At 46.3% G+C, this 19,898-nt stretch carries 16 protein-coding genes; 7 read left to right on the forward strand and 9 right to left on the reverse strand.

What is annotated here, in order from left to right; all coding sequences use genetic code 11:
* Positions 1-414 precede the first annotated feature (414 nt).
* Entirely contained in the window at positions 415-1,746 is a 1,332-nt protein-coding gene (locus Q5691_RS06040) for a P-loop NTPase fold protein (RefSeq protein ID WP_333344164.1), read from the reverse strand.
* 338 nt (positions 1,747-2,084) lie between these two features.
* Between Q5691_RS06040 and Q5691_RS06045 the strand changes: the two genes are divergently transcribed.
* Both Q5691_RS06045 and ftsZ read left to right on the forward strand, forming a co-directional pair.
* Complete coding sequence (locus Q5691_RS06045; RefSeq protein WP_333344165.1) at positions 2,085-2,987, forward strand: FtsQ-type POTRA domain-containing protein; 903 nt, start codon at positions 2,085-2,087, stop codon at positions 2,985-2,987.
* Positions 2,988-3,357: 370 nt separating this feature from the next.
* The gene (ftsZ, locus tag Q5691_RS06050; RefSeq protein WP_190660599.1) at positions 3,358-4,632 is read left to right on the forward strand and encodes a cell division protein FtsZ; all 1,275 of its coding nucleotides are present in this window, start codon (positions 3,358-3,360) and stop codon (positions 4,630-4,632) included.
* 113 nt (positions 4,633-4,745) lie between these two features.
* Here the strand turns inward: ftsZ and Q5691_RS06055 are convergent, their stop codons facing one another.
* Complete coding sequence (locus Q5691_RS06055; RefSeq protein WP_333213123.1) at positions 4,746-5,525, reverse strand: MBL fold metallo-hydrolase; 780 nt, start codon at positions 5,523-5,525, stop codon at positions 4,746-4,748.
* Positions 5,526-5,788: 263 nt separating this feature from the next.
* Here Q5691_RS06055 and thiD point away from each other — a divergent pair, with 263 nt between their 5' ends.
* Positions 5,789-6,598: a bifunctional hydroxymethylpyrimidine kinase/phosphomethylpyrimidine kinase gene (thiD, locus tag Q5691_RS06060; RefSeq protein ID WP_333213122.1), complete on the forward strand. Its 810-nt coding sequence runs from the start codon at positions 5,789-5,791 to the stop codon at positions 6,596-6,598.
* Positions 6,599-6,689: 91 nt separating this feature from the next.
* Here the strand turns inward: thiD and dndE are convergent, their stop codons facing one another.
* The 3 genes from dndE to dndD form a co-directional block, all read right to left on the reverse strand.
* The gene (gene dndE / locus Q5691_RS06065; RefSeq protein ID WP_333206025.1) at positions 6,690-7,091 is read right to left on the reverse strand and encodes a DNA sulfur modification protein DndE; all 402 of its coding nucleotides are present in this window, start codon (positions 7,089-7,091) and stop codon (positions 6,690-6,692) included.
* A gap of 80 nt (positions 7,092-7,171) precedes the next feature.
* Positions 7,172-7,561 (reverse strand): GxxExxY protein, encoded by a 390-nt coding sequence (locus tag Q5691_RS06070; RefSeq protein ID WP_333344166.1) that lies wholly within the window; start codon positions 7,559-7,561, stop codon positions 7,172-7,174.
* A gap of 312 nt (positions 7,562-7,873) precedes the next feature.
* The gene (gene dndD, locus Q5691_RS06075; protein WP_333344167.1) at positions 7,874-9,871 is read right to left on the reverse strand and encodes a DNA sulfur modification protein DndD; all 1,998 of its coding nucleotides are present in this window, start codon (positions 9,869-9,871) and stop codon (positions 7,874-7,876) included.
* A gap of 11 nt (positions 9,872-9,882) precedes the next feature.
* On the opposite strand from dndD, the gene Q5691_RS06080 reads away from it, so the two are divergent.
* Entirely contained in the window at positions 9,883-10,101 is a 219-nt protein-coding gene (locus tag Q5691_RS06080; RefSeq protein WP_333344169.1) for a hypothetical protein, read from the forward strand.
* 60 nt (positions 10,102-10,161) lie between these two features.
* Here the strand turns inward: Q5691_RS06080 and Q5691_RS06085 are convergent, their stop codons facing one another.
* Positions 10,162-10,725, reverse strand: coding sequence for a GxxExxY protein (locus Q5691_RS06085; RefSeq protein ID WP_333344170.1), 564 nt, complete (start codon positions 10,723-10,725; stop codon positions 10,162-10,164).
* A gap of 130 nt (positions 10,726-10,855) precedes the next feature.
* The gene (gene dndC, locus Q5691_RS06090) at positions 10,856-12,523 is read right to left on the reverse strand and encodes a DNA phosphorothioation system sulfurtransferase DndC (protein WP_333344172.1); all 1,668 of its coding nucleotides are present in this window, start codon (positions 12,521-12,523) and stop codon (positions 10,856-10,858) included.
* Positions 12,524-12,708: 185 nt separating this feature from the next.
* Between dndC and Q5691_RS06095 the strand changes: the two genes are divergently transcribed.
* Both Q5691_RS06095 and Q5691_RS06100 read left to right on the forward strand, forming a co-directional pair.
* Positions 12,709-13,887 carry a DNA sulfur modification protein DndB gene (locus tag Q5691_RS06095; RefSeq protein ID WP_333213115.1) on the forward strand — a complete coding sequence of 393 codons (1,179 nt, stop codon included), beginning with the start codon at positions 12,709-12,711 and terminating at the stop codon, positions 13,885-13,887.
* Between the two features lie 67 nt (positions 13,888-13,954).
* On the forward strand, positions 13,955-14,566 hold the full coding sequence (locus Q5691_RS06100) for a hypothetical protein (RefSeq protein WP_333198801.1): 612 nt from the start codon (positions 13,955-13,957) through the stop codon (positions 14,564-14,566).
* A gap of 1 nt (position 14,567) precedes the next feature.
* Here the strand turns inward: Q5691_RS06100 and dndB are convergent, their stop codons facing one another.
* Positions 14,568-15,701 carry a DNA sulfur modification protein DndB gene (dndB, locus tag Q5691_RS06105; RefSeq protein ID WP_333344174.1) on the reverse strand — a complete coding sequence of 378 codons (1,134 nt, stop codon included), beginning with the start codon at positions 15,699-15,701 and terminating at the stop codon, positions 14,568-14,570.
* Between the two features lie 252 nt (positions 15,702-15,953).
* Between dndB and Q5691_RS06110 the strand changes: the two genes are divergently transcribed.
* Positions 15,954-17,546 carry a DGQHR domain-containing protein gene (locus Q5691_RS06110; protein ID WP_333344175.1) on the forward strand — a complete coding sequence of 531 codons (1,593 nt, stop codon included), beginning with the start codon at positions 15,954-15,956 and terminating at the stop codon, positions 17,544-17,546.
* Positions 17,547-17,915: 369 nt separating this feature from the next.
* Here Q5691_RS06110 and Q5691_RS06115 read toward each other — a convergent pair whose 3' ends face one another.
* Positions 17,916-19,856 carry an alpha-amylase family glycosyl hydrolase gene (locus tag Q5691_RS06115; RefSeq protein WP_333311650.1) on the reverse strand — a complete coding sequence of 647 codons (1,941 nt, stop codon included), beginning with the start codon at positions 19,854-19,856 and terminating at the stop codon, positions 17,916-17,918.
* Between the last annotated feature and the right edge of the window lie 42 nt (positions 19,857-19,898).

Genomic DNA, 19,898 nt, shown 5'->3' on the forward strand with positions numbered 1-19,898 from the left:
ATAAATAGCCAACTGCTAAGTTCACGATCATACCGACGGCTAGCTATTAGTAAACAACTCCGATATATCTGTAGCAGGCATTTAACACAACCGCAAAAAAGAATGTCGTCCGGGATGGGATTATGTGAAATTAAGAGCAACAGGTAAAAACAGAAATAGGGGGTATGACATTGCAGATATGAGAGTTGAGAGTGGGGAAAGTCCTTAGTGGTGGCAAAGTTGTACACGACAATAACATTCACCGCCTATAGCCAGCATTCAACAGAAATCAGCCAGTGGCAAAAACCGCTGACTGATGTCTTTATTAAATTGTAAGATTTCGGAGTTGTGAGCGATGAATTTTCAGTTAAATACTTTCTAATTTCCTGGTGATTAAGGGTTCTTAGAGTCACGAAGCTATCTCAAAAATCCCAACTATTTTGCTTCAGTGCGCTGCAGCCACTCCTTATATTTTCTGGTTTCTGCTAGGGCTGGATTAATCCCAAACCAACGACCTTCTTGATCGCGGTATTCAAAGACAAACATACTTCGCAACAAGATTTGAGACTCTTCTTCGCCAGTTACACTTTGTCGCTTGACGACTTGAAACAGCAATTCCCATTCCAGGTCATTGATGGCTCCCAAAAGGTCATCGCGATATTCTTGAATGACGCTTTCGAGGCATTCGCGAGAGAAGGGAGGGTCTTCGTGCTGCAAACAGCTATACAAAAGCATCAGTAGATTGCGAACGTGACCGCCACTAATCCGACAAAGCCGATCTAAAGTTTCGGGAGAGTCAAACACCTGGGAAATCAAATCAATGCGTTGATCGGGAGCAACTTTCGGGAAAGCTCTAGCTAATACTAGCTGCCGCAGCAGTGCCATTCCTTCGAGGTGGTCTTCGCCCGATCGCACTTGCACTGGTACCATCGGCATCACCTTGGGCTTGACTCCAAATCGACTGGCGAGGCGGCCGAAGTCGTTGGAAAAAATCAAAGTGAGGGGAATCGTGTAGACGACATGGCAATTAAGTTTTTTCAACTGTTCGCCGCGGTCTAAAAACAAGTATTCTGGCTGGGTGCGTCCGCTGGGTTTGAGGGAGGCGTCGAGGCGATCGAGGTTGTCAACGATGACTGCGAGCCCTTTTTTGCCTTGCTGCTTGAGTTCGGCGTTAGCTTTGTCGAGGAGTTCTTCGTTGATCGACTGCAAAATGCTGTTGGTGCGGGGTTCGAGATATTGCCTAAGTTGCGATCGCAGTTTGGGAGAGTCTTTAGTTTTAGCAGTAACTCTAGCAATGCCTACAGATAACTCGGCTTCCGCTGACAAATCTATGGGAGTCTGCAAAAATTCTGCCACTTCTGCAAACAGATTGGTGAAATAGCTCGGTCTGAGTTTGATTTTAGCCGATTCCATAGTTTCGCTGACTTGGCGCGCAATGCTCAGCAAAATATCGCTGATGTCTACATCACCCATGTCTAAGTCTTGGGAAGACTCGAAGTAGACGACGCAAAAACCCTCTTGCTCTAACTCAGCTTTCAGCCGAAACAATTCCGTAGATTTGCCACAGCCGATATGTCCTGTAAATAGCTGACAGGTTGGCTCGTTGGGGGAGATGCGGGTAATGGTTCGCTGTAAAGATTCAATGATTTTGCCGCCACGCACGGAACCAAAATCAATGTAGTATTGATAATCCCCTGGGTCTCCCGCAACAAGGGTCTTGCTGGGGTTGCAGGCTTTATAGAATCTGTCTAATTCGAGTGCGATCACAATGGAAGCCGAATAAAAGTTAAAAAAGTTAATCGAAAGTCTAAACTTTCTTTAGTTGAGTTTAGTTTGATTTGTAACCTTTTGCCCTGTGGGGTAATGCCCTAAATACCCAAAGAACCTTGATCTAGTAAGGGGTTTTCCCGGCGCTGGAATTGAGAATTTTTAATTAATAATTTTTTATTACTGAGCGGGATCAGTGATATTACTGATATCAACAGGAGTATGGGTAAATTTGCGGGGATCTGGTTAAATGGTAGGGGAAAACAGGGTTCAAGAGAAAGAGATTAAACAGTTTTGAATTTGTGCTAATCCTTAATTCCTATATTGTCAAGACGTAGATGGCTAGTTTTGGAGCGGTTTCTCAAACAGAGTTAGGGCGCAGGCGCCAAAAGTTGCGGCAGCAGAGGCGCGCTCGATTGGCGGCTGTTGTGTGGCAAATGCTAGCAGCGAGCGCAATCGCTGGAGGTTTGCTGTGGTGGATTGCTCAGCCGGCTTGGTTGATTGCCCGATCGGAACAAGTGAAGGTGGAGGGCAATCAGTGGCTGTCGGATAAGGCGGTGCGGTCTTTGGTGCCGCTGTCTTACCCGCAGTCGCTGTGGGGGATTCAACCGCAGGCCCTGGCCGAAAAGCTGGAGTCAACGGGGCCCATAGCCCAAGCGAAGGTGACTCGTAACTTGTTTCCGCCAAGTTTGACTATAGAAGTGGCAGAACGCCTGCCAGTGGCGGTGGCCCAGCCGAATACGGTGTTGAGATCGAACAGTGACAAGGAAAAAGTGGGGTGGCTGGACGCTCGCGGAGGTTGGATGCCGTCGGATAGTTATACTGCTGCACGATCGCAGAATAGTTCGATCGGGCCCGGCAGCATTCCGGGAACGCAGCCTCAGCGTTCTTTGCCCACTTTAAAAGTCATTGGGCCTTTGGAACAGTATCGCGCCTCTTGGCCGAAGTTTTACCAAGGACTCAGCGGCTTGACGGTGAAAGTGTTTGAGATTAATTGGCAAAACCCGAACAACTTGATCTTGAAAACAGAGATCGGTACCGTACACTTAGGGCCTTACAGTTCCAGGACTGCGGAGCAACTTAAGGTTTTAGACCGAATGCGACAATTGCCAAAACAGCTAGATTCAAGCAAAATAGCCTACATTGACTTAAAAAATCCTGCTTCGCCGATCGTCCATTTGCCCGAACTACCCGGCAGTTTGGAGAGTTCAACTCCGGCACCCACTCGCGCCCGAAATTGATCCTCTGTCAACAAAAGGTAGAAGGCATCGATCGGACGGCAGAATTTTTAGCCATCAGGATCAATACGCAGCACTGGAAATAAGGACTGTTTTTTGATATCGAGTCGGGAAAAAAAATCTAATTTTTCTTTCCATCCCGATGCCTCTGAGGCTAGTATCCATTTTTTTTCCTTCTGCCTTGCTTACAACTGCCTTAATCCGGTCAAGTACCTGGATGGCGTCAAGCGAGGTCTGGGCTAGCGAGGTCTGCCAAATCCGAGATTGCTAACATTAAGCATCGACCAGTGTTAGTTTTTCGCGCAACTTAGCCTATAGTTGATTGTGAATTGGCGTTTAGTTAAAAAGCTGTAATCTACTATCCCCGACTCTAATGAAGCTTAATAATAGACAGGGGTCTGACCAAGACAGTCCCCCTTCGGAAGAAGTAAAAAATTTTCCGGTGGCTGCAGATTCCGCCAATCCCTTTAGACGCAAGTCTGGTTATGTAAATGTAGATAGTATTGATATCGATCCTATGGTCAATCCCAAAGACATAATGCCCAGCAGTGCCGCCAAAATCAAAGTAATTGGCGTCGGCGGCGGTGGGGGCAACGCCGTTAACCGGATGATTGCTAGCGAGGTTTCTGGTGTCGAGTTTTGGTGCGTGAATACAGATTCCCAAGCTCTGGTTCTCTCAAATGCTCCGAAACGCTTGCAAGTCGGACAGAAGTTGACGCGCGGTTTGGGGGCAGGGGGCAATCCGGCGATCGGTCAAAAGGCTGCGGAGGAATCTCGCGACGAGGTTGCTAATGCTCTGAATCATGCGGATTTGGTATTTATCACAGCCGGCATGGGCGGCGGTACCGGCACGGGCGCGGCTCCGATCGTGGCTGAGGTCGCTAAGGAAATGGGCGCCTTGACTGTAGGGATAGTGACGCGGCCTTTCACGTTTGAGGGACGGCGGCGCACCAGCCAAGCTGAGGAAGGAATTGCGGCTTTGCAAACTCGGGTGGATACGCTGATCGTGATTCCTAACGACAAGCTGCTGTCTGTGATTTCCGAACAAATGCCGGTACAAGAGGCTTTTCGAGTTGCTGACGATATCCTGCGCCAAGGGGTTCAGGGTATTTCTGACATTATTACTATTCCCGGTTTAGTGAATGTTGACTTTGCTGACGTGCGGGCAGTAATGGCAGATGCGGGTTCGGCTTTGATGGGCATCGGCGTGGGTTCTGGCAAGTCGCGGGCTAGGGAGGCTGCGATGCAGGCTATTTCTTCGCCTCTGCTGGAAGCTTCGTCTATTGAGGGCGCTAGAGGTGTGGTGTTTAACATCACTGGCGGTACTGACATGACGCTGCACGAAGTGAATGCGGCGGCTGAGACGATTTACGAGGTTGTCGATCCGAATGCCAATATTATTTTTGGAGCGGTAATTGACGAGCGGCTTCAGGGCGAAATTAAGATTACTGTGATCGCTACTGGTTTTTCGGGGGAAGTTCCTTCGCCTCCGACTCCGGGGCGGACGCAAAATGTTAATGCTCCTTGGCGGGCTGCAACTGTGCCGACGACTCCTGCTCAACAGACGCCCGATCCGAAAGCGAAACCGCCGCAGGATTTGGGATTGGATATTCCTGAGTTTTTGCGTAACCGTCGCCCGCCAAGATGATTTTAGATTTTAGATTTTAGATTTTGGATTTTGGATTTTGGGTTGAATCTCCAATCTCCAATCTCCAATCTAAAAAATCGAAAATCTCCAGTCGAAAATCCCCAATCGAAAATCTAAAATCTAAAATCCAAAATCTCCAAGGTTTGGCCTGGTTCGGGTTCGAGGAGTTGGGTGGAGAGGCCGGATTTTGCTAGTAAATCGCGAAATTCGGGAATGCTGCCGATCGATCGCACTAACATTGGTAAAATGCCTGTGGCTCGGATGTCTCCCGCCGCTGTAGGCAGAAAAAACCGAGGTTTCAGTGTTTGGGCGAGGCTGATGGCTTCCGAAGGCCCGATGATGACTTGTCCGAGGAATGGGAATATTTGACCGATGACTGGGGCGATGGCTACGTCTACTGTGTCTATTTTCTGTTTGACTTTTTCTAATGGTGGCAGGTGCGGTTCGTAATAAAGTGTCTCGCCGCTGCTTAAATCTTTGAGCAAGTAGCCGTTTTCTTCTTGTCCGGGCCCAATTTCGGCTCCGGGTACGGCGGTTATTTGTAACTTTTCTTTAAAATTCAAGTCTTGCCAATTTGCTAAAGATGTGATATTGGTGTAGCCTAAACTGCTGAGGACTTTGGCGGCGGTGGGTGAGGCGATCGCGGGAATTGTACGATCGAGCAATTCGAGTGTTGGCCTGTGGCAGTGGTCGTCTAATCCTTGGGAAATTAGGATGAGGTCGATCGGCGGTAAGGTGCTGGGAGTGAAGGCGACGGGGGTGTTGTGGTAGGCGGTGAACAGCCAGGGTTGACCGTAAAATACGAGCGGATCGACCAGCCAGGGATCGACGAGGATGGTTTGGCCACAGATGTGGAAAATCCAAGAGTTGAGGTCGATTCGGGTGATTTTCACAGTTGTTTGCAATAATTCTTTACATTGGTTTTAATCATAGCTAATTTTGTTTGGAGAATTTTAACCGCAGATGAGGGCGGATGAGCGCTGATGAACGCGGATAAGATGGGATTTTGTAACCGCAGATGTGGACGGATGAGCGCTGATGAACGCGGATAAGATGGGATTTTGTAACCGCAGATGTGGGCGGATGAGCGCTGATGAACGCGGATAAGATGGGATTTATCTGCGTTTGTTTGCGTTTATCTGCGGTTGCAAAAAAGATGATTAAATCGAAGATTCCTGTGGCTTTGACTGTGGCTGGTTCGGATAGTGGCGGCGGGGCGGGAATTCAGGCGGATTTGCGGACTTTTGCGTTTCACTGCGTGCACGGTACGAGTGCTTTGACTTGCGTGACGGCTCAAAATACTTTGGGGGTGATGCGGGTGGATGCTTTGTCTGCTGAGGCTGTGGCGGCTCAAATTGAGGCGGTGGTTGGGGATATTGGGGTGGATGCTGTGAAAACTGGGATGCTGCTAAATCGGGAAATTATGGCGGCTGTGGCTTCACAGGTTGAGACTTTGGGAATAGGGAATTTGGTTGTCGATCCGGTGATGGTTTCACGATCGGGCGATCGATTGATTGATGAGGGGGCGATCGCCTTTTTGCGGGATATTTTGATTCCAATGGCTGCTGTCGTGACTCCGAATCGGTTTGAGGCTCAAATTTTGAGCGGTTTAGAGATTGTTTCTCTAGACGATATGCGATCGGCAGCGCAGCAGATTTATCGTTTGGGTGCGAAAGCTGTTTTGGTGAAGGGCGGCGGGATGGCGGGAGATTTGCGGGGAATTGATGTTTGGTTTGATGGTACGCGGTTGGAGACTTTGCAGGTTGAGACTGTTGATACTGGGAATACTCACGGGACTGGTTGTACTTTGAGTGCTGCGATCGCCGCTAATTTAGCTTTGGGGAAAGATTTGTTTACAGCGGTAACATTGGCTAAGGATTATGTGACTAATGCTCTCAAATATGCTTTGGATATTGGGGAAGGCCAAGGCCCAGTAGGTCATTTTTTCCCGCTTTTAGTGAAATAAGAAGTCATTGATTATTGGTTATTTATTTGTTGCTAGCTTGGGCCTGCTAATAACAACTGTCAACTGTCAACTGTCAACTGTCAACAATTAGTTAATTTCTTAATTTTTCAGGCGATAAAGCGATCGCCACCAAGTCTTCGATTTTCTTAATATTCGGATCGCCCGCCAAATAACCAATCCCTCGGTGCAAGTGCAGGCGAAACTGTTTGGCTAGAGTTTCTTTTTCTGTGCCTAAATTGTCTTGATAACAGCGCTGCTTGAGGGCCATTATTAGGATATCGGCCATGTCGCCGCCGAAGACATCCCAGCTTAATTCGACGTTGCTGTCGCTGGGAATTGGTACTGGGGATGGGATGCTGGGCTCGGCGAGCGATCGGCAAAATCCCCACCTGCATAGAATATTCCACTGATCGATTTTGGTCGATCGTTTCAGTTTTGATAGTTGGTCTTTGCCTGTTTGGGAGAGGCGGATGCGATCGACTGGTGGTTCCATAGGTTGATGATTTGTTACCGCAGATGAGGGCAGATGAACACGGATTAACGCAGATGATAGCATGAGATTGGGGCTGCGGTTTAGAAGTTGTGGACTATTCGTTTAATTTCTACTTTGGGGTTGCCGAAATTAATTAGCAAGCAGATGGTTATTTTTGTAGCTTTTATGACATTGAGACACTGTGCTGTTTCTCTTTCACCCAGTGATTTGATAGCTTTGAGTTCTACAAGCACGGCTCTTTCCACTAACACATCTGGCACAAACTTCCCAACAATTATATCTTCGTAATGGACATAAACTGTAAACTGAGGTTCAACCAACATTCCTGTTTTCCGCAGTTCATAAACCAAAGCATTCTCATAAACTTTCTCTAAAAATCCGTAACCCAACCTATTCCCAACCTTAAAAGCACACCCAATAATTTTTTCCGTAATCTCATTAAGTTCCAATCTGCGTTCATCCGTGTTCATCTGCCCTCATCTGCGGTTCCAAAAATCCCACATCCAAAACTCTACCAAAAATCACCTTCTGCTACAATGTAAAATCAAATCTGCGTTCATCAGCGCTCATCTGCCATCATCTGCGGTTCATTAACAAATTTTTACACGGCGCGGGCTTGATTAAATCGGCGGTTTTTGGTATTGTATTTCTAGTAGGATTTATCCTATATAATCGGATACTAGCAAAAATAAAATTTTCACAACCATCCCATTATTATATACATAATACCGCAACTCCCCAGCAAAGTCAAGGGAGTTGTGGCTATTTTTTAGGGCGAATTTTTATTCCCAGAAGTAACCTTTTTCGACGGTGGTTTGGTGTTTGGCGGAGTCGTATTTGAGGAGGTAGCTGTGGGCGATCGCCTCTAATTCTTGGAGTTTTTCGTATTCTACTTTTCTAATTTCCGTGTCGGTAGAAAGCAGGATGACTTGGTGGCTGGCCGAGGGGAAATAGCGTTCCACTAGGTTGTTTCTGTGGGAGGAGTCAAGGCGGCCCAAGGGAGTGTCGATTGCCACTGGCAATTGTCTCCCGGATACTCTAGCCAATCCCCACAAAAAGGCGATCGCCAGCAATTGTTTTTCCCCGGCTGAAAGTCGGTGTTTGGGTACCGGTTTGCCTTCTGGATCGTAAATCGAAAGGCTGAAGCTTTGAGTGTCGATCGCAACTCTGTGCACGAGGTCGGTTTTGTGCAACAGGTAGCGGAAACAGTCGGTAATTTCTATTTCGAGTTTATTGAGTTTTTTGAGGGTGAGTTTTTCTTTAAAGAGTTTCAGAGTAGCTTGGGCTTTAGCGATCGAAGCGATGACGTGTTGGCTGTTTCTGATGGTGATGTATTCGCTGCTGTAGTTTTCTAGTTCTTTTTGGTTTTTGGCTAATTCTCTCTCTAATTCATCGACGCGGCGGTTGGCTGATTCCAAGGCTGCGGCTGCGATAGCGACTGATTTTTGGGCTTTCCTGACTTCTTCTTCTAGTTTTTCGTAGGCTTCGGGCGAAGCGGCGGCTGCGAGTTGTCTGTCTGTAAAGTCGATTTCTGCTTCGATGCTTTTGATTTCTTCTATTTGATCGCGGGCTAGAATTTGCTGGGCTTTGATTTGGTAGCTAAGGAGGTTTTCTAGTTGCTGGATGCTGTTGTTATCGGCGTTCATCCAGGGAGGAACGTTTGTTCCGGCTTGCTGTTCGAGTTCTTGGTTTTCTTGGCGGATGAAGTCTTGAATTTTATCTAGCTGTTGGGGATTTAAGGAGATTTCCGCAATATAGTTGAGAAGGCGATCGCTTCTTTGTTTGATAACATTTTGGGCAATCTTTGCTTGCTGCTGGCTGGCTTCTGTTTCTGCTTGAATTTTTGCTTCACTTAGCAATGGCGAAATTAAGGCTAGTGGTAGCGTATTTGATGCCAATTCCATCATGGCTTGACGGGTTTTGTCTGCCTGATTTCTGTAGTCATTTAGCTTGCTGTCTAGCTGACTGCGATCGGCGGCAATCTTCCCGCCTTCATAGATAAATTTTTCTGATGCTTGTTGCTGATTTTTTTGAGCTTTATCTAACTCGTTTTTAAAGCTGGCTTGTTCTTGCTTAGCTAACTCTATTTCATCAGTAATTTTCTTAAAAGTTTGTTCAATTTTTTCTAAAGCAGCCAAGTCTTTTTTGCCAGCAATTTCTTTCCGCTTGCGGCCGGCCAATATTTCTAAATCGACGGCGAGGCGTTCTGCTAATTCTAAACCTAAAAGAGATTTAATCGCCCCGACGACGAACTCCGGCGGTGTTTCGAGTTCGGCGAGTTCTTTTACTTGTTCGCCGTCAAATAAAAATAGGTTGGATATTCCGACGGGTAAAAGGGTTTCGATGTATTCGTCCCAAGTGTTAGTAATTGCTTTGTCCGACCACCAATCACTGACTATCTCGCTGTATATAAGAATGCTTAGGTTGTCTTTGATATCTAATTTTTTCCAGTATCTAACTATTTTGAATTGAGTTAATTTGTCGTCTTGGACTTGTTCAAATGTTAGTTCGACGCGGGTATCTTCTAATGGGGGAGTGTGGCGGTTGACGCATTGATTGAGAAAGTCGCTGTAGCTTAAATTGCCTCTGGTGGAACATTGGGCGCGGCCACCGTAGAGGGCGAGGCGAATGGCGTCCATGAGGGTGGTTTTGCCGCCGCCATTCATGCCGCCAAATAAAATGACTGGGCAGGGATTTCCGTCTTTTTCGGGGCGGAGATTGATGGTTTGGGTGCCTGCATAGGGGCCGAAGTTTTTGAGGACGAGTTCGAGGAATTGCATTGTAGATGTATATGTTGTTGGTTGGTGGGGGGGGGTGGTTAGTGGCGGATTTGGTAGCGGATTTAGCGGATGGGTGGTTGGTGGGGGGGTGGTTAGTGGCGGATTTGGTAGCGGATTTAGCGGATGGGTGGTTGGTTGGGCGGCGGTTAGTGGCGGATTTGGTAGCGGATTTAGCGGATGGGTGGTTGGTTGGGCGGCGGTTAGTGGCAGATTTGGTGATCTCCCACTAATGATCCGTTACATCCGTTACATCCGTTACAAAATCCGCTGCTAACCGCCCCCCTCCCTTGCTACCAATCAATTACATTGGTTGAATCTTCCTCTTCGTTTTGGGACTGAATGTTGGGAGGTAATGGGAGTTCGTCATCTGTTTCTTCATAGGTTCCTGCACTTCCTCTCGTCCAACCTCTGCCATTTGTTTTCGGCCGCCACAAGTATGGTTGAATGTGTTGTTGCCAACCTTGTACAGATTTTGGTGGGAGAATGCGGTGATATTCTAATTTACTGCTTCCAAAGTTTATAAATAAACCTACTTGTGCTCCTGTAGCTGCTAAGTAAGCTATTATTTGAGCTTTATCTTTATCGGTCATTGGATAATTCACGGCTTTATCTTCTACTACAATACATTCATTCACCCAATGGTCTAGATAGAGAATTCCCATCCAAACTTGACCGTCATAAATTTGTCGGGGATATTCCATTTCTGTTGTAATACTGGATTTCAGCATTTCTGCATCAAATGCTCTTTGGTAATGTTTTTCTCTTAAACCTTTTTGTGTCCTCCGGTGTACTCTCATTGCACAGCCGATGATGCTGTATGTAAGATCCTGATGGGGAATATTAGGGTCAAGCATGGTCGTAAAAATTTTGTAATTTCAACGATGATGGTTGGGTAATAATGAGGTTAGTTGACAGCCTATTGTATTCGATCGCTCGGCGGGGTGGCTGTCAACAAGTTCGGGTTTAACCGCAGGCTAGCGCGTGCTAATCGCTAGGTTTTTCCTCTCCTGAATTTGGCGGTGAAAATTTAATATCCGCCCAAGATAGCTGCCTGCTTTGATTGCTGTTGCTTTCGAGCTCTTCTTTAAGTTTGGCAATATCAACGGTATCGTTTTTGGCGGAACTGTTGGTTTGGGCGATCGCATCTTTGAATTGCTGAATGTTTTCCGTCGGATTTGCTTTAATATCTTCCACCGCTTTTTTTAAATTGCGTTGATAGTGGGCGTTGCCAATCGCTTCTTCCTTCGATCGCGAACTGGTTTCAAAGCATTTGTCCAAATCGGCGTAAATACCTGTACGGCGGGGCTTCGTGTAGTATTGGCGTTCTGTATCAAGGAGTTTTGCCATCAATTCGAGGTGCATTTTGTCCTCGCTGCAAATCTCTTCGATCGCAGTCCATTCATCGCTACCGAGGAGTTTTCTTTCGGCGGCGGGACGGGAATCTTCAAAACGTTCGCCCGTGACTTCTTCGTAAATCCGGGGCAAACTGTCGTCAAATTCGTGCTTTTGTTCCAGCCAAATTCGGCGGATTTCGCTAAGTTCTTCTGGGGTAATTAAGGTGATATCGCGCATTTCTAGGGGTGCGGTTTTGCGGATTTGGGTTTGTGCTTCCAAGAGTCGTCTGAGCCAGTGTTCTCGCCAGAATTTGGTGTAGGGCCCTGGGATGGGTTCGACGGAGGTTGTGTCGTCGCCCATGTTGCGTTCAAACAGTTCTACTCTACCGTAGATGCGGCGGAAGTCTCTTTTATCGTGATCGTTTTTAATGTCTAATTCGTTGCGAATATCAAGGAGAGGCTGCATCCATTCTTTTTCCTCATCGTTTTGAATCATTGCCTCCATAGATTTATCTTTGTCAACCATTGTACACACCCAGCACCCAAAGCGAGAATCGCCACAGCTAGGAGTAGAAGTATCAACAACTAAAGGACACTCATTGTCTGCGGTTGCACCCCGATACATGGCAAATAAATCTTTATTGTTATTTCCCCAAGGATTGTCCCACTGCATTAGATACAGCCAAACTTCATCATCACGCCAATTCTCAATAGGGGTATAAATTAAAGAGTTAGGTAAGCGACCATTAGGACTGAGGCGATCGCGCAATCTACCTGCTTCATACTTTTTCATTGTTGCTGCACGTTTGCTGCTTTCAGCCTTGCGAGTACCCAAAACAACAATAGTTTCACCATGTACTCGAACTAAATCTCGGATAAATTGATTGACCGGCTGAATTTTCATCCTATCTGTACACCACCGAAATCCATTGCGAGGCGCTGGATAGCCTTTACCAATTAAGCATACCCAGAATGTTTCTTTCACCTCTGGATGAAGCAGATGCGGAGAAACAGGCATTTTTTGCTCTTGAGCAAGTATCTTGAGCTTAGCTAAAGATTTACGTACCCAATTTGAAATAATCGGATTTTCCGCGAAAGTATCCGTTGTAATTACATGGATAGTTTTTGTGCGTTTCTCGATCGGAAGTGCTGCGATTGCGTTCCAGATAAGCTGCAATACTGCGGTGCTATCTTTCCCGCCACTCCAACCGATTAACCAAGGTATAGCGTCTGAGCAGTATAATTCTTGAATTTCTTTAGTTAGCTCTTTTATCTCATCGAGTAACTCCTTAACAGTTCGCGGCGCAAATAATGACATCTGCTGAATTTCTATCACGTTTTAAAACCCCTATCTTGCTAATTTTTAAGTTTTATGATACAATCTGCTTGTTGGCTAGCATACTGATCCATGTGTCTTTGTTATTGGCCTTTTTGCACAATAGCATCCCTGATTCACGTACCATCAAAAAAGTTATAATAATTAAATAAGCTTTTACCCCCATTATGTCTGAAAACAACTACCCAGAGACTGATTCGAGCCAGAAACTGGAGGAGGTTCTAGAGCCTTACTTTGCCAAGTACCACCGTCAGAAGTGCTATCCAGGGCTAATTTTCCAGCAGGGGAAGCGGAAGATGGTGCAAATAAATATCCCGGCTGATGACTTGCCTACTCTCCTCCAGGCCAAACCCTCAACTGGCAACGATCCTGATTCTGGTAAAAACCGCCCAGAGATAAAGGGTCATGCTGAGGAAGTAAAACAATATATTCTTAAACGTGCTAGAAACGATCAACCCTGGATTTTGGGGACACTGACAGCAAATGTCGATCCAGAAAAGATTGACATTATAGAACTAGGTCGGGGGATTTGTCTAGTAGTTATTCATCGTGGTGTTAAGTTAGATATTACCGATGGGCAGCATCGCAAGCGCGCTATTCACGAGTTAATTGAAAGTGCTGACGGCGAGTTAATAGGTGATAATGATTTCCCTATTACGTTGGTTTTAGAGGAAGACTTTAACCAGTGTCAGGCGGATTTTCGAGATATGGCGCAGACAAGACAACTTGATAAATCCTTACTTTTGTCATTCGGTGAGTTTGAAGGTAGGGTTGGTATTACCAAAAACTTACTTGAAAAAGTTTTAATGTTTCATGGAAAAACCGATAAAATTAAAACTAATCCCGACAGTAAAAGGAAACTTATATACACAACTAATTTTATAGCTAAATTGGTGAGTTGTGCGTTTACTGACGGCCCAATTGATGAACTCCAAGATTATGACGTTGCTGAATCCTCAAGGATTCTGGCTAGATGTCTTAACAATTTCTTTTCCGAATGTAGTCAGAGTAGACATATTTGTGAAACCAAGGTTGAAGATTTGACAGTTGAAGATGTGAATCATTTTAAGGAATACTGTATCTTAGGTAGAAGTGTAGGGCTAGAAGTTTTAGGTCGGTTGCTATACTATACCTATGACACAGATAGCAGCCAAGATTTTGATCCTGAAAAAGTATCGGAAGTGGCACAACTGGATTGGTCTAGACAAAGCCGTATTTGGGAGGGAAATGTTGTTTTATCTAACTCCAACCCTAATAATCCAAGAGCCTCCTATAAAATAACAGCAAGTGCTAGTGCTGTAAAAATGGCGGTCGAGGCAGCAAAAGCCGAGTTAGGATGGATTTAACTAATATTATCGGCGTTCATCTGCGTGCATCTGCGGTTCTCAAATCCATTCCATCCGCAAACTAAATATGTCCTACAGCGACTTCAAAACGATCGACCAAGCCGTCTCAACCCTGGATCTAACCGTTGAAGACATTCCCCACTTATTCAGCCAAATTACCCCGATCGCACCTTCAGAACGCCTCAAAGAAACTCTAGACGAAGCTTTAGACTTAGCCTCAAGTATCAGCACCGAAAAAGCTCGATCGGAATTAATCATTACCCCCATTTTACTCGAAATACGGCGCACTTTCAACAACAAAATTGGCTACTTTTCCGGCAACACATTTAACGTAGAAGAGAGCAAAGGATTAACCGGGGCTTGTGACTTTCTCCTCAGTGCGTCGAGCAATCAATCATTAGTTACAGCCCCAGTCTTGACATTAGTGGAAGCCAAAGACAACGATATTAGAATAGGATTGGGACAGTGTGCGGCTCAGATGGCAGCAGCTCAAATATTTAATGCCCGCAAAGGGCAAGAACAATCTGGGATTTATGGAGCAGTTTCAACAGGTACAAACTGGAAATTCCTAATTCTAGAAAATCAGTTGTTAAAAATTGATTTGACTGAATATTTCATTACTCAGCTAGACCAAATTTTGGGCATTCTTGCAGAACCATTCAGACGCTATTTTAATTAGCCTAGTTTTTGGAGGCATTTGGGCGCTGCTGTGCTGTATCTGCGGTTTCCAAACCCAACCGATTTTTCAAATAATCAGTCATCCAACTAACACTAGCCCTCGACTTAGAAATCCCCCCTTTCAACAAAATACCCCCCTCCCAATCAGGATTAGAAATCGACCAATCAACCTGCTGCAAAAGGCTCAAACGTTCCTCCCAACTCTCAGGAAAAACCGATCGCAAAGCCGCCCCAACTTCGCCCAAACTCTCAAGCACAACACTGTGACAGTGTACGCAATCCCGGCGCATTTCCCCCGCCGCAACTTGCTTGTGCAGAACTAATTGCCAATCTGGAATAAAACTGCAAACCGCATTCCAATAACTAACCGCTAGTTGTATTTTTTGAGCAAGTTCTTCCTCTTTCTGTTCTTTTTTGGTGCGAGAACCAGAGAGTTTTGCCTGTTCGCTGCCGTGAATATTAGACAGCCAAGCCACGATCGCACGATCGATCGCACTCAGCGTAAACAATTTGTGCGATCGCCCGTTCAAACTCCCCCTCTCCATCTCAGTCAAACACCGGAAAACCTCAACCTGCTTAACAACAGCCTTCACCACGAAAGCGCGATCGTCCCGGTGGTTGTAAAGTAGACTGAGTGACGCCTCCAAAGGAACTTGAAAATTATTCAAATCAGCAAACATCTGCTGCGATTTTTCCAACCCAATATCGAGAAACAAAATCAGCGCCACCGTCTCATATCCCAACTGCGGATTTTCCCTCAAAGCCATCTCAAAAGCCGCCCGGCGATGCTGTCCGTCATTAATAGTAAACTTAGCATCCATCGGCACTCGCAGGCGACCGATTTTCCGTTCTTCGGCCTCATTTCCCACTGCTTCAAAAGTAATATCCGCATCAATCGAAGCAGCAATTGCCCCACAAGTATAATTTGTAGGATTCTTAACAAAATAATCAGCAATTTCGGGAATCCTAGCTTTGTTAAGCGCCCGTTTCGCCCGCATAGACGGCGGCAAATCTTCAGATTCAAAGGGAAACAATTTCGGCAAAAAACGCACCGGACACATCGACACGTAATATTCGCGGCCCGCTTGAATGCCCCGAATTACCGGCAAAATGTATTCAAAGGAAGGAGTAGACATATTTTAGAATGGGGCATTGGGAATGGGGAATGGGGAATGGGGCATTGGGAATGGGGAATGGGGCATGGGGCATGGGGCATGGGGCATTGGGCATTAATAGCTATTGACTTTTAGCAAAGTTTATGGTAATAAGGTCGGCTAGTAGGGCATAAATTAAGTATTTCACAAGGTTTTTTTAAAAACAAGTGTTGACATAAACTTTAATATATGATATTTTTTGAAAAAAATAGCCTAATTATATAAAAACCGCCGATGAACACCAACCCAGCGGATGACCTCGCTAGCAAAATTTTAGAAAAAGAAAATAGCGACAGACAGGAAATCGCACTTTTATTAGATAATTATTTAGGAAAGGACGATCGCATTTTCGTACAAAAAACCCAGATGGGAAACAGCGAAGCATACATCGGTTCAGTCACCCTAGAATGGTTAGACTCTCGCGTCCGTTTCGCCTCGCAAATGCCGCTTTTCCGCCAAAAATTTGACCTCCAAACCAACAACATCGTCCGCGACGACGAAACCATTGACGAAATTATCCAGCGTCCCTTAGATTGGTCGCGGCAAGCCACCTTAACTCAATATTTAACCGCCCGAAAATCGCACAAATTCCCCGCAGTTTTAGTAGTCGTCAGTCCCCCGTGGGTAGACAATCCTTTAGCCGAGGAATGGGATAAAAATGGCGTAGCAACCAAATCCGCGACTGAATTTATATCCTTTGATAAAAACGAGAACTTAGGGCTTTTGAATGTCTCTCAAAAAGTCTCAATTTTTGCCTTAGACGGCCAGCATCGGCTGATGGGAGTTCAAGGTTTAATGAGTTTAATTAAAACCGGAATCCTGCAAAGATACAACAAAAATAAAAAACCTGTCGGCGCTGCAATTACTCTGGAAGATTTAGCAGAAGAGTATCAAATCGACCCCGAAACAGTGTATAAATTAGCTCACGAAAAAATCGGGATTGAGTTTATCCCGGCGGCGGTAGTGGGGGAAACGCGACAGCAAGCACAACGGCGCGTGCGATCGATCTTTGTGCACGTTAACCTCATGGCGGTAACGCTGAGTCAGGGCCAGCTAGCATTATTGAACGAGGACAACGGATTTGCGATTTGCGCCCGCAAAATTGCCGTCACCCATCCCTTATTAAAAGAACAAGAAGACAGAAACCCCCGCGTCAATTGGGACAGCGCCACAGTCGCAGCCAAATCAACTGTGTTAACTACATTGCAAGCGCTGCAAGATATGTCCGAACGGTATTTAGAATACAAATTCCCTCATTGGAAGCCGGAACGAAAAGGTTTAATTCCCATGCGTCCCGAAGATGAAGAACTAAAAGAGGGAATTGAAGAGTTTAAAAAATTGTTCGATCATTTAGCAACTTTACCCAGCTATCAAAGAATTGAAAGCGGCGAAGAAACGGCAGAATTGCGCCGATTTAGTTTTGAAAAGCCAGGGGGCGAGGGAAATATTTTGTTCCGTCCAGTCGGTCAAGTTGCTTTAGCTAATGCTTTGGGAATTCTAGTATTTAGAAAGAAACTTTCCCTGAAATCTATTTTCGACAAACTCCGCAGGTACGATGTGGATGAAGGATTTAGCCACATGGACAATCCTGAGTCTGCGTGGTACGGGATTTTGTACGATCCGAACAAAAAGCGAGTGCTAGTTTCTGGAAAGGATTTAGCAACGAAGTTAATTGTATATTTGGTGGGGGGAATTCAGGACGATATGGATCGAGCTCATTTGCGGCAAGCGGTAGCGGAAGCGAGGACTTTTGAGGATAAAGCTATTAGTTTTAACGGCCGATTTGTGCAGCCGCAAGAGGTAGGATTGCCGCCAGTGCTGAGTTAATTTTGTTACTGCAGATGCAGGCAGATGTTTTTTCACGATCGGCGATCGACTGCACATATAGCCTTTCTCAGTAACATGAGGTACTATCTGGCCACGGGCATAGGGCATAGGGCATAGGGCATAGGGCATAGGGCATAGGGCTTGAGAACCGCTATAGCTGCGGCAATTTATTGTTTTTCTCGTACTCTAGATTTGCGATCGCACGGCGTTGCAAAGTTAATCAAATCAGTGGAGTTGAAACTGCACTGACTCGATCGCTCCTTTCGCCCATTCAAGATATGCGATCGCACGGCGTTACAAAGTTGATTTGCTCAAGGTCATGTCACCGACTGATTGATTCCGGCGATCGCACGGCGCCTCAGCTTGACTTTAGGGATAATTCGTCAAAATCAAAAATTCGGATGCTGGAAGCGGTTGGATCTCGACATAGGCAGTCCCATCTTGTCGCTGCACTGACACCGTTGATCCCACCTGATGAGCACCCCTGTAACCCGGATTACCTACTTCGGCCGTATTCAGAATTACCGTCATTGAACTCCCGATCGGGTTGAGATTGGCATCTACTAGCACTCTCGCTCCTCGATTATCCGTTCCATGACTGTTTAGCACACAAACCGCTTCTTCATCATCTAAAACCCGTGACCAACCAATAATTTCTCCACTCCGTCCATGCTCGCCAAAGGGCAAATTCAAGAAGGGAATCGCGGTTGGTCGCAAATACTGTCGTCCCAAGCGCAGCACAGGGAACTTTTTGCGGAGTGCCGCCATTGCCGCAATCCGAACATAGACAGGGTGATTCGGATCGAAACAGTGAGCACCCGCTGTCCCAAACGGCCCAAAGCCGGGTAAGTTTTGATCGATCGCTTGCAGTCCTGCTACTCCTGATTGCCGGGGATGCGAGGGGCCAAACATTGCTTCCCGCAAATAGCGATCAGATCCCTTCCAGTCGGGCAACCACTGGCGTTCAGACGGTTCTGGTCCCGCCAATGCCTGCTCAGTTCCCGCGTAAATGCAAGGAATCCCCAACGTGAACAGTTGCAATGCCACTCCCGCAATCACCTGATGATCCGATGCAGCTTCGCTGGAAAAGCGGATTTTTTCACCGAACACATGATCGTGATCGTCCAAAATTGAAACATGACGCCGCCCGAGATTCCGGTGTGAACCCATCACCGCGTTCATTGGATCAAACCCGTTAAAGTAGGCTCTTGGGTCCATCAGCCCTTTGGCAACCTGGTTAAGATTTCCCCGCATCTCGCCGATATCCAACGCAGCATTTAAGTTTTGCCCCACCACATCCAGATAACGGTCTTCGTTGTAGTCTCCGCCTGCGACTTCTCCTACCAAAAAGAAGTCACTCTTACCCAGATTGGCAGCAAACTCCTTAATCGCCCCGCAGAAATTTCGGGCTTGCTCGTAGGTAACGTGTTTGAGGGTATCAATCCGAAAGCCATCGCAGTCTGTCAGGGCAATCCAGTATTTATAACACCGGGCTAAGTTATCTAAGAGATGGGGATAGTCCAACTGGAAATCACGCAGCGTAATGAAATCCGATCGCCGGAATTCGGCATTGGGATCATCGAGATCGCCACGCCCTAAATCGCCCTTTCCGGCACGAGTATAGCAATCTGGTTCCTGGAGTTCGATCGGCCAGACTCCTTCCGCGTCGGTTTGAGGTTGCCCCGCAATGGGTTGTCCGCGATCGCCTACCCACGACCCAAACTGATACCAACTAGGTGTATAGGGTGGTTCCCATTCTCCCCCAGGGGTACCAGGAGCATAAAACCAGTTAGATCCTGAATGGTTAAAAATGATATCAAGGATAATGCGTAGCCCCTTGGAGTGCGCTTTATTGACCAGACTGACCAAATCTTGGCGAGTCCCAAACCGAGGATCGACCTCTAGAAAATCTTGAATGCCGTAACCGTGATAGCTATCCAAGTGACCCCGTTGCTGAAAGATTGGCCCTACCCAGATCGTTGTCACGCCTAGTTGGTTGAGATAATCCAGCTTTGACTCTAATCCTTTGAGCGTCCCACCCTGCCAGCGATCGCCTCCCGACTCTGCCCATTTGTCAAATTGCCAAGACTGTCCATTGGGCAGATTAGGTCGGGCCTGATTCAGTTGCTGCCGATTAAGTAGAGGGCGTGTATCTTCTTTACCATCGCTAAAGCGATCGGGTAAGAGAAAGTAAAGTACCTCATTTCTCCAATCTGCAGAGGATGGAAAGTAACTCTCACGTCGGGGTAAAGAAAAGTCTTTTAGACTAGCTGGGCGCTGATTAGTGAGATTTTGATCGGTAAATGTCATAGGAATTATCTCAAGATTCGTGAATAGCTTTGCTCGCACTTC

Origin of the sequence: Microcoleus sp. w1-18aA5, assembly GCF_036701705.1 — a bacterium.
In the GTDB taxonomy this organism is placed as follows: domain Bacteria; phylum Cyanobacteriota; class Cyanobacteriia; order Cyanobacteriales; family Microcoleaceae; genus Microcoleus.

Excerpts from the sequence above, each read along its gene's own strand:
- Q5691_RS06045 (WP_333344165.1), top strand. The coding sequence starts at position 2,085 with ATGGCTAGTTTTGGAGCGGTTTCTCAAACAGAGTTAGGGCGCAGGCGC.
- ftsZ (WP_190660599.1), top strand. The coding sequence starts at position 3,358 with ATGAAGCTTAATAATAGACAGGGGTCTGACCAAGACAGTCCCCCTTCG.
- thiD (WP_333213122.1), top strand. The coding sequence starts at position 5,789 with ATGATTAAATCGAAGATTCCTGTGGCTTTGACTGTGGCTGGTTCGGAT.
- dndE (WP_333206025.1), bottom strand. The coding sequence starts at position 7,091 with ATGGAACCACCAGTCGATCGCATCCGCCTCTCCCAAACAGGCAAAGAC.
- Q5691_RS06070 (WP_333344166.1), bottom strand. The coding sequence starts at position 7,561 with ATGAACACGGATGAACGCAGATTGGAACTTAATGAGATTACGGAAAAA.
- dndD (WP_333344167.1), bottom strand. The coding sequence starts at position 9,871 with ATGCAATTCCTCGAACTCGTCCTCAAAAACTTCGGCCCCTATGCAGGC.
- Q5691_RS06080 (WP_333344169.1), top strand. The coding sequence starts at position 9,883 with ATGTTGTTGGTTGGTGGGGGGGGGTGGTTAGTGGCGGATTTGGTAGCG.
- Q5691_RS06085 (WP_333344170.1), bottom strand. The coding sequence starts at position 10,725 with ATGCTTGACCCTAATATTCCCCATCAGGATCTTACATACAGCATCATC.
- dndC (WP_333344172.1), bottom strand. The coding sequence starts at position 12,523 with ATGTCATTATTTGCGCCGCGAACTGTTAAGGAGTTACTCGATGAGATA.
- Q5691_RS06095 (WP_333213115.1), top strand. The coding sequence starts at position 12,709 with ATGTCTGAAAACAACTACCCAGAGACTGATTCGAGCCAGAAACTGGAG.
- Q5691_RS06100 (WP_333198801.1), top strand. The coding sequence starts at position 13,955 with ATGTCCTACAGCGACTTCAAAACGATCGACCAAGCCGTCTCAACCCTG.
- dndB (WP_333344174.1), bottom strand. The coding sequence starts at position 15,701 with ATGTCTACTCCTTCCTTTGAATACATTTTGCCGGTAATTCGGGGCATT.
- Q5691_RS06110 (WP_333344175.1), top strand. The coding sequence starts at position 15,954 with ATGAACACCAACCCAGCGGATGACCTCGCTAGCAAAATTTTAGAAAAA.
- Q5691_RS06115 (WP_333311650.1), bottom strand. The coding sequence starts at position 19,856 with ATGACATTTACCGATCAAAATCTCACTAATCAGCGCCCAGCTAGTCTA.